Raw genomic sequence first — 9,217 nt, forward strand, 5'->3', positions numbered from 1 at the left:
CCAGCGCCAGCGCATAGGCGATGCTTAGCGCCAGGCACATCGCGATGGCATTGCGCAACGCGTAGCGCCATTGTCCCCGGGTGGCTTTGACCCACGGCAAATTTTGCCACTCCAGCCACTGCAAATTCATGGCGCGACGGTAATCGTACAGGTTGTGCCCGCTACCAGCGGCAGATCCCGCGGCACGGAGGTTAAACGAATACGCACCGGCACGCGCTGGGCAAGACGTACCCAGGGAACGTTGGGTTTGATATCAGGAATGAGCGAACTGTCGCTTTCCACGCTTTGATCGTAAATAGCCCGACCAATACTTTCGACCTCGCCATGCAGCACGCGGTTATCGCTGTACAGCCGCACCGTAGCCCCGTAGCCGGGACGGATATGACGCAGCTTGGTCTCTTCAAAATAGCCCATCACATAGAAAGAATGGCTGTCGACCAGGGCGAATACCGGGGTACCGCTGGTGGCATAGTTACCCGGCCGTACCACCAGATTGCTGATCCAGCCGTCCGTCGGCGCGGTGATTTGGGTTTGGGTCAGCTCCCAGTGCGCCCGATCCAGCTGCGCCTGAGCGGCTTCTGCGGCTGCCGCCAGTGACCTGGCGTTTAGCCCGGCCGCATCCAGATCTTCAGCAGAAATAACGTTGCGCGGCAGGCTTTGCCGCCGCCGCGATTCATGCTGTGCCTTGAGTAATTCAGCCTGCGCCTTCGCCAGCTGCGCTTCAGCATTCAGCACGGCGATACGGTAAGGCTCCGCATCCAGCGTCAGCAGGGGCGTCCCTTTAGTCACAAACTGATTATCTTTTACCTGCAGCGTTTCAATACGGCCGGAAACCTGCGGCGTAATATTAACCAGCTCGGCACGCACCTTGCCGTCGCGGGTCCAGGGCGACTGCATATAAAAATTCCACAGCCACCAGCCTGCGCAAAGCGCGGCAGCAAAAAAGATCAGCGTTGAAAAATATTTCAGGGAAGTCAATTTCATACGAATGCCATCAGTAGCCACAGCGAAGCGCTGACGCAGAGAATAAACAGGGAAAGATCGAGCAGGGTAGGATGCCAAATCTCTCCGGAATAGATCCAGCCGCGCAGCACGGGGTGGATAAGCAGCCACAGGAAGAACCCAGCCAGCACGGCTTTAAACAGCGGCGGAAAATAGAGCGAGGCGCCGAAAACCAAATCGGTGAGCGGTGATAAAGCCGCCGTAAAAGCGTTGTTCACTTAAAGCACTCCTTGTTACCCAGGTCACAGCATAGCTGTGGATTGGCATTACGCTTAATGTGAATGATATTTGTATTCTGTCCTGTAAACTCGCAGAATAGCCTGGATTGAGGCTTGATAGCTAGCAGGCTAATTATAAGGAGATGAAATTGGATACCCCATTAGGAACGGATCTCGCAAGACTGGTGCGCATCTGGCGATCGCTGATCGACCAGCGCCTGAAACCTCTGGAGCTGACGCAGACGCACTGGGTCACGCTGCACAATATTCATCAGCTGCCACCGGAACAGTCGCAAATCCAGCTGGCTAAAGCGATCGGCATTGAGCAGCCTTCGCTGGTGCGCACGCTGGATCAGCTCGAAGAGAAAGGGCTGATCACCCGTACCACCTGCGCCAGCGACCGCCGTGCCAAGCGTATCAAACTGACGGAAGAAGCCGCACCGATTATTAGCGAAGTTGAGCACGTTATCGATGCCACGCGGGACGATATTTTAGCGGGTATCTCCCAGCAGGAAATCGACAAGATGGTGACGCTTGTCGCGAGGCTGGAAAAGAATATTCTGGAGTTGCAAAACCGGGAATAAAAGAACCGGCGTGAGCCGGTTCCTTGCTTAGCGTGGGGAAACGGTAATCTGGCTGCCGTTGGAAGCCAGCGCCACGCGCTGTCCTACAGCGAAACGGCTGTTACCCTGTTTCTGCACCACCATAATGGTGTTGCCGTCGTCTTTACGGATTTCCAGTTCAACGCCCTGCGTTTTATTCACGGATCCCTGCACGCCCTGACCGGCCACGCCGCCAGCAATCGCGCCCGCCGCCGTTGCCAGGCTGCGACCCGCGCCGCCGCCAACGGTGTTACCCAGGAAGCCACCCAGTACCGCGCCGCCGAGTGCGCCAATAACGTTATCGTTGTCGCCGCCCTGGATCTGAACCGGTCGGACGCCAACCAGCGTACCGTAAGTTACGTTCTGCACCTGTTTCGCTTCCGAGGCGCTGTAAACGTCACCGGAAAGCGAACTGTCATTGGCGCAGCCTGCTAAAGTCACACCAGTCAGTGCCACGATCATCATGCGCTTCAACATCATCAAACTCCTTTCTTTTCCATGTGCTGCAGTCAGTTGCGCAGCGATCAATAACCTAATTAGGGAAGACAGGCAATGCCTGTTGGTGGCTTACGTCAAAAATTGCTTTAAGCATAGCGCAGTGCGGGTAAACCTGAAATCAATCCAGGCGGGTAAAGCGAAGTAAAAAGTCTTTCATCGTGTAAAAATGCACAGTTAATCATAGAATTGCTGTACTGTTTTTGCGACGCTGTACTCAGGTTTGACATTCCCATTGCGGGTAAGGGACTTTAATGAGATCGGGACGTTATATTGGCGTAATGTCAGGAACCAGTCTGGACGGCGTGGATGTGGTGCTGGCCGCGATTGATCCACACATGGTCGCGCTGCAGGCCAGCTACTGTCACCCTATGCCGCTGGCGCTGCGTCAGGATATCCTGGCGGTCAGCCAGGGGCAGTCCCTGACGCTCTCCCAACTGGGCCAGCTGGATACGCGGCTTGGGCGGCTGTTTGCTGAAGCCGTACAGACATTGATTGAGCGCGAAGGTCTGGAGAAAGAAGATATCGCCGCCATCGGTTGTCACGGACAGACCGTATGGCACGAACCGCAGGGCGATGCGCCTAACACGCTGCAAATCGGCGACAATAACCAGATAGCGGCGCTAACGGGCATTACGGTAGTCGGCGATTTTCGCCGGCGCGATATGGCGCTGGGCGGGCAAGGCGCACCGCTGGTACCCGCGTTTCATCAGGCGATATTGATGCATCCTGAAGAGCGGCGCATGGTGCTGAATATCGGCGGTATCGCCAATCTGTCCCTGCTGATCCCCGGCCAGCCGGTGGGCGGCTATGATACCGGGCCGGGCAATATGCTGCTGGATGCGTGGATCTGGCGTCACCAGCGGCAGCCTTATGATAAAGATGGTGCATGGGGCGGCGGCGGCCAGGTGGTGTACCCCTTATTGCAGCAGATGCTGGCGGATCCCTGGTTTGCGCTGGCTGCCCCCAAATCTACCGGCAGGGAATATTTTAACCCGGCCTGGATTGACCGACAGCTGGTTAACTTCCCTGGTCTGGCGCCGCAGGACGTGCAGGCTACGCTGGCAGAGCTGACCGCATCCACTATTGCACAGCAGGTGATGCTGAGCGGAGGCTGCGAGCGGCTGCTGGTGTGCGGCGGCGGCGGAAAAAACCCACAGCTGATGGCGCACCTGAAAGCGCTGCTGCCCGGTATTGAAGTTAACGCTACCGACGAAGCCGGCATCAGCGGTGACGATATGGAAGCACTGGCGTTTGCCTGGCTGGCCTGCCGGACGCTTTCGTCGGAGCCGGGCAATCTGCCTTCCGTCACCGGCGCGCGTGAAGCTTCCGTACTGGGCGCGATCTTTCCCGCCAACGTCAAGCGTTACCGCTGACTCAACTGAATGGAGCAAAGATGAAACCTTTCTTTTTACTGGCGATCGCGCTGCTGCTGAGCGGCTGTCTGCATCACTCGCCTGAGAAAATCAGCAGGTTACACTACCGCTGCGGTACGCTGCCGCTGTCGGTGCTGCTAGATAACGATCGCCAGGAAGTTAACCTCATTTTAGACGGCAATCCGCTGACGTTGAAGCAGCAGCCAGCCGCGTCCGGCACGCGCTATGCCGATGAACACTACGTTTTCTGGTCAAAAGGCGACGGCGCTTTCGTCGAGCGTAACGGCAAAATCATTATCGACGATTGCCGGCTCGAAAGGCGTTAACTCATTGAAATTGATTGTGATGAGGCGCACAATGCCTCAACTCTGACAGTGGAAAATCCCATGAATGACGACAGCCTACAGCAGATTGCTCATCTGCGCCGTGAATATACTCGTGGTGGCCTGCGCCGCAAGGATCTGCCTGCCGACCCGCTGGTCCTGTTTGAACAGTGGCTGAGCCAGGCCGTCGCCGCGCAGCTGCCGGATCCTACCGCCATGAGCGTAGCGACCGTGGACGAGCAGGGTCAGCCTTATCAGCGCATAGTCCTGCTCAAGCATTTCGATACGCGCGGTATGGTGTTTTACACCAATTTAGGCAGCCGCAAGGCGCACCATCTGGAAAAAAATCCGCGCATCAGCCTGCTGTTCCCCTGGCACATGCTGGAGCGTCAGGTGATGGTGTTGGGCCGCGTTGAAAAACTGTCAATGCTCGACGTGATAAAGTACTTCCACAGCCGCCCGCGTGAAAGCCAGATAGGCGCGTGGGTCTCTAAACAGTCGAGCCGCATCTCGGCGCGTGGCGTGCTGGAAAGCAAATTCCTGGAGCTGAAGCAGAAATTCCAGCAGGGCGAGGTGCCGCTGCCCAGTTTTTGGGGCGGCTATCGCATCACGATCGACTCAATGGAATTCTGGCAGGGCGGTGAGCATCGCCTGCATGACCGCTTTTTCTACCAGCGCGACAATGAGGCGTGGAAAATCGATCGTCTGGCACCCTGATTACGCGAAATAATCCCGTTAAGCGCTGGCACAGAGCCCGTCGGCGCTTTATTCTATACCCCTTTTTTTATCCGCTAGTCAGCGGAGAGCTGTGTACCAGCAAAGGTGCAGACTTTTTTTACACGGAGTCACAGATGGGCAGCAGTAACCTGATTAAACAATTGCAAGAGCGTGGCCTGGTCGCCCAGGTAACGGATGAGGAAGCGTTAGCAGAGCGGCTGGCGCAAGGGCCAATCGCGCTCTATTGCGGCTTCGATCCGACCGCGGACAGCTTGCATTTGGGCCATCTGGTCCCGCTTCTCTGCCTGAAGCGCTTCCAGGATGCCGGTCACCGTCCGGTGGCGCTGGTAGGCGGAGCGACCGGTCTGATCGGCGATCCGAGCTTTAAGGCGGCTGAGCGCAAGCTGAACACCGCGGATACCGTTAACGAATGGGTGGACAAGATCCGCGGTCAGGTCGCGCCTTTCCTGGACTTCGACTGCGGTGACAACAGCGCCGTAGCGGCCAACAACTACGACTGGTTCGGCAGCATGAACGTGCTGACCTTCCTGCGCGATATCGGCAAGCACTTCTCCGTTAATCAGATGATCAATAAAGAAGCGGTCAAGCAGCGCCTGAACCGTGACGATCAGGGCATCTCTTTTACCGAGTTCTCCTACAATCTGCTGCAGGGCTATGATTTCGCCTGCCTGAACGAGCGCTACGGCGTGGCGTTGCAAATCGGCGGCTCCGATCAGTGGGGCAACATTACTTCCGGTATCGATCTGACCCGTCGTCTGCATCAGAACCAGGTATTCGGCCTGACCGTTCCGCTGATCACCAAATCCGATGGCACCAAATTCGGTAAAACCGAAGGTGGCGCGGTCTGGCTGGACGCGAAGAAAACCAGCCCGTACAAATTCTACCAGTTCTGGATTAACACGGCGGACGCCGACGTTTATCGCTTCCTGAAGTTCTTCACTTTTATGAGCATTGAAGAGATAGATGCGCTGGAAGAAGAAGATAAAAACAGCGGCAAAGCGCCTCGTGCGCAGTACGTCCTGGCGGAGCTGGTCACCAAACTGGTACATGGCGAAGAAGGCCTGACCGCCGCGCAGCGCATCACTAAAAGCCTCTTTTCCGGCAGCCTGGCCGAAATGACCGAAGCGGACTTTGAACAGCTGGCGCAGGACGGAATGCCGTTTGTCGAGCTGGAAGCGGGCCAGGATCTGCAGCAGGCGATGGTCGATGGCGATCTGGCGCCGTCTCGCGGCCAGGCGCGTAAGCTGATTGAATCGAAAGCGGTGAGCATCAACGGCGAAGCGCAGCTGAGCGCGGACTACGCGTTTGACCCGTCAGATCGCCTGTTTAATCGATTCACATTGCTCCGTCGTGGCAAAAAGAATTACTGTCTGATCGTCTGGAAGTAACGCTGCACGGAGAGACAGAGGCGCGTTCCGGTTTGCGGGACGCGCCGTAAAAGCGCTTATCCATGCCTGCATGCTGACAGCTGTACCCCCGTTTCTTTTTTCCGGCAAGGTTCTCATGAAAAACATTCTTTCCGTACAGTCGCATACCGTTTTCGGCCATGCCGGCAACAGCGCCTCGGAATTTCCGATGCGCCGCCTGGGCGCAAACGTTTGGCCCCTGAATACCGTGCAGTTTTCCAATCATACTCAGTACGGGCAGTGGACCGGCGTGGTCATGCCGGCCAGCCATCTGACCGATATTGTCAGCGGCATTGCGGCCATCGACCGGCTGAAAACCTGCGACGCCGTGCTGAGCGGCTACCTGGGTTCGGCAGAGCAGGGCGAGCAAATCCTGGAGATTGTCCGTCAGGTGAAAGCGGCCAACCCTAATGCCTGGTACTTTTGCGACCCGGTTATGGGGCACCCGGAAAAGGGCTGCATTGTTGCTCCCGGCGTAGCGGAATTCCACGCCCGCAGCGCGCTGCCCGCCAGCGATATTATCGCGCCAAATCTGCTGGAGCTGGAGCTGCTCAGCGGACATGAAGTCAACAGCGTCGAGCAGGCAATCGCCACCGCACGCGAGCTGATCGCCAAAGGACCGAAGATCGTACTGGTTAAACATCTGGCGCGTGCAGGTCAGCGCAGCGATCGTTTTGAGATGCTACTGGTGACGGCAGACGAGGCGTGGCATATCAGTCGCCCACTGGTGGATTTCGGCGTGCGCCAGCCGGTAGGCGTCGGCGATTTGACCAGCGGGCTGCTGCTGGTGGATCTGCTGCACGGCCTGTCGCTAAAAGAGGCGCTGGAACACATTACGGCGGCGGTCTATGAAGTCATGCTGAAAACCCATGAGATGGGGGAGTATGAACTCCAGCTGGTAGCCGCTCAGGAGAGTATTGCCAATCCACAGCAGCATTTCGACGCGGTAAAGCTGTAGTATTGCCGGGCTGAGAGCCAGCCCGGCCACTCTTACTTCTCGTTGCCGAAGCCCTGCTTAAGTAGCGCGGGCAGCACGTCCGGGAAGTAGATGTTCTTATAATAGCCGGCAACGCTCTCGCTCCAGCTGTCGCCATCCTGACGGCCAATGGCCTGCCAGTGCTGCACCATTTCCTGGTTATAGGCGGCGATGTTCTCCTGCAGGTTTTCCGTACTGTAGTGCTCCTCGTGACGGAAAGTACTCATTGGCAGGCGCGGTTTCTGGTGCGCAGGCTCGTCGACATAGCCAATCGCCAGTCCCACCACCGGGAAAGTCAGCTCCGGAAGATGCAGCAGTTCAATCATCGCCTGCGGATCGCGACGGATACCGCCAATTGGCACAATGCCCAGCCCTTCAGCCCGCGCGGCCGTCATGACGGCACCCAGCGCAATGCCAACATCGGTCGCGCCGGAAACCACGCTCTCAATGCTCTGCTGTGCAATCTGCTGTTGATCGATCGCCGACATCGCCTGCTGGCTTTTATGCATATCCAGTACAAAAGTAATAAACAGCGGGGCTTTGGCGATCCACGGCTGGCCACCGGCGATCGCGGAAATCTTGCCGCGAGCCTCAGCATTACGCGTAATAACCAGTGACACCTGCTGTGAGTTGACCGAGGTGGGTGCACGGTAAGCGGACGCAACCAGACGATCGAGAAGAGCGTCATCAACAGGACGATCGGTAAAGCTGCGCTCGCTTTTATGGGCAGTAAGGATATCAATTACGGAATTCATAGTACCTCCAGATGTGATAGCGGCAGAGTATAAGGCATTGCCGCTACGCGGTTTAACACCTTATGCCCTGGTCCCTCCGGAGGCAGTAACGATTTTTAGCTCAGGCCTTCTGCTGCCAGCGCCTCCGCGACGTGCGGCCGTGCCGCAACTCGTTCAAACCAGGCCTGCAGCGTGGTCAGACTCGCCGTATTCAGCTCGAGGTGTTTTGCCCAACGCATCACGGTAAACAGATAGGCGTCGGCGGCCGTAAAATGTGCGCCCAGCAGCCACTGCTTATCCTTCAGCTCGCCGTCTGTCCAGGCCAATTTCTCTTCCAGCTGCTGACGTACCACGGTTTTATACGCTTCCGGGGCCGTGTCGCTGAACAGCGGTGAAAAACTTTTATGCAGCTCGGAGGAGATAAAGCTCAGCCATTCCAGCGTTTGATAGCGCGCCAGCGAGCCGGCCGGTGCCAGCAGCTGACGGTCCGGCTTCAGGTCTGCCAGGTACTGCACAATAGCCACGCCCTCGGTCAGCACGGTACCGTCATCAAGCTGCAGCGCGGGCACTTTTCCTTTTGGATTTATCCGGCGGTAATCTTCATGTTGCTCCGTGACCCCGGCGGCGGTATCGACCTTAACCAGCGTAAAATCAAGACCTGTTTCCAGCATCACAATATGTGGAGAAAGCGAACAGGCGCCGGGCTTAAAGAACAGTTTCATAGCGTACTCCCTGACTCTGAGGAAAAGATATTCTTAGCTTAGTGCCGTCTGCTCAAAAAGTCAGCGACCGCGCGTACGCATTTGTCCCAATCGTTTTTTTTGCAGGCTGGCGCAGCTTATCCTGCTGGAAACTGGCAAGATTGGACAGCACGATACAGACCAGATCGCGGAGTAATTGCAGCCGTGAAGGACAGAACAGGGAGCCTGCTTCGCTGGCCGGATCGGAACGGCGTCAGATATCCTGACGGCTCACGACAAAGATCGGGCCTCCCGACTGTGCCATCCCGACAAAGACCAGCCTTCCAGGCTGCGCTATCGCGATAAAGACTGGACTTATCGTTAAAGGTTTCGCTTGTCGACACGACGAAGGCTATTTTGCTGGTTTACGCCGCATTCAGCAGGAGTAGGCCAAACACGAGGAGAAAGAGTATGACGGCTTTAACGCTTTACGGAACTGAACTCTCCGGCCATGTGCATCGCGTCCGGCTGCTACTGGCTATGTTGGGGCTGTCGGCAGCCTGGAAGACGGCGGATGCCGACGTCAGAAAAAGCGCAGATTTTCTGGCGCTAAACCCGTTGGGACAGGTGCCGGTATTGGTGGATGGGGAAGATGTCATTACCGACA

Annotated in this window: 12 protein-coding genes; 7 read left to right on the top strand and 5 right to left on the bottom strand. The window is 56.9% G+C overall.

The features are described 5' to 3' along the window. Positions 1–126: 126 nt before the first annotated feature. Positions 127–984: an HlyD family secretion protein gene (locus RTK32_RS14040; protein WP_312044967.1), complete on the bottom strand. Its 858-nt coding sequence runs from the start codon at positions 982–984 to the stop codon at positions 127–129. Continuing rightward, a complete protein-coding gene (locus RTK32_RS14045) occupies positions 981–1,220 on the bottom strand; it encodes a DUF1656 domain-containing protein (protein WP_312044969.1) in 240 nt (79 codons plus the stop codon). The genes RTK32_RS14040 and RTK32_RS14045 overlap by 4 nt, the downstream gene beginning before the upstream one ends. A gap of 143 nt (positions 1,221–1,363) precedes the next feature. Here RTK32_RS14045 and slyA point away from each other — a divergent pair, with 143 nt between their 5' ends. Further along, positions 1,364–1,804 (top strand): transcriptional regulator SlyA, encoded by a 441-nt coding sequence (gene slyA, locus RTK32_RS14050; RefSeq protein WP_312044971.1) that lies wholly within the window; start codon positions 1,364–1,366, stop codon positions 1,802–1,804. A 27-nt stretch (positions 1,805–1,831) separates the two neighbouring features. On the opposite strand, the gene slyB is transcribed toward slyA, so the two are convergent. Beyond that, positions 1,832–2,299, bottom strand: a complete 468-nt coding sequence (gene slyB / locus RTK32_RS14055) for an outer membrane lipoprotein SlyB (RefSeq protein ID WP_312044989.1) — start codon at positions 2,297–2,299, stop codon at positions 1,832–1,834. A 272-nt stretch (positions 2,300–2,571) separates the two neighbouring features. On the opposite strand from slyB, the gene anmK reads away from it, so the two are divergent. From anmK to pdxY, 5 genes are all read left to right on the top strand, one after another. Next, complete coding sequence (gene anmK / locus RTK32_RS14060) at positions 2,572–3,693, top strand: anhydro-N-acetylmuramic acid kinase (RefSeq protein ID WP_312044973.1); 1,122 nt, start codon at positions 2,572–2,574, stop codon at positions 3,691–3,693. Positions 3,694–3,713: 20 nt separating this feature from the next. Continuing rightward, complete coding sequence (locus RTK32_RS14065; protein WP_312044975.1) at positions 3,714–4,019, top strand: MliC family protein; 306 nt, start codon at positions 3,714–3,716, stop codon at positions 4,017–4,019. A gap of 60 nt (positions 4,020–4,079) precedes the next feature. Next, a complete protein-coding gene (gene pdxH, locus RTK32_RS14070) occupies positions 4,080–4,733 on the top strand; it encodes a pyridoxamine 5'-phosphate oxidase (RefSeq protein ID WP_312044977.1) in 654 nt (217 codons plus the stop codon). 134 nt (positions 4,734–4,867) lie between these two features. Beyond that, positions 4,868–6,142 (top strand): tyrosine--tRNA ligase, encoded by a 1,275-nt coding sequence (gene tyrS / locus RTK32_RS14075; protein WP_312044979.1) that lies wholly within the window; start codon positions 4,868–4,870, stop codon positions 6,140–6,142. Between the two features lie 115 nt (positions 6,143–6,257). Next, entirely contained in the window at positions 6,258–7,118 is an 861-nt protein-coding gene (gene pdxY / locus RTK32_RS14080) for a pyridoxal kinase PdxY (RefSeq protein WP_312044981.1), read from the top strand. Between the two features lie 32 nt (positions 7,119–7,150). On the opposite strand, the gene RTK32_RS14085 is transcribed toward pdxY, so the two are convergent. Both RTK32_RS14085 and gstA read right to left on the bottom strand, forming a co-directional pair. Next, positions 7,151–7,891, bottom strand: a complete 741-nt coding sequence (locus tag RTK32_RS14085) for an NADPH-dependent oxidoreductase (RefSeq protein ID WP_312044983.1) — start codon at positions 7,889–7,891, stop codon at positions 7,151–7,153. Between the two features lie 95 nt (positions 7,892–7,986). Then, complete coding sequence (gstA, locus tag RTK32_RS14090) at positions 7,987–8,592, bottom strand: glutathione transferase GstA (protein ID WP_312044985.1); 606 nt, start codon at positions 8,590–8,592, stop codon at positions 7,987–7,989. Between the two features lie 429 nt (positions 8,593–9,021). Here gstA and RTK32_RS14095 point away from each other — a divergent pair. Continuing rightward, positions 9,022–9,217 (top strand): glutathione S-transferase N-terminal domain-containing protein (locus RTK32_RS14095; RefSeq protein WP_312044987.1); only part of this gene is annotated, 196 nt, incomplete at its 3' end.

This window comes from Erwinia sp. (assembly GCF_031978025.1).
Classification (GTDB): domain Bacteria; phylum Pseudomonadota; class Gammaproteobacteria; order Enterobacterales; family Enterobacteriaceae; genus Erwinia.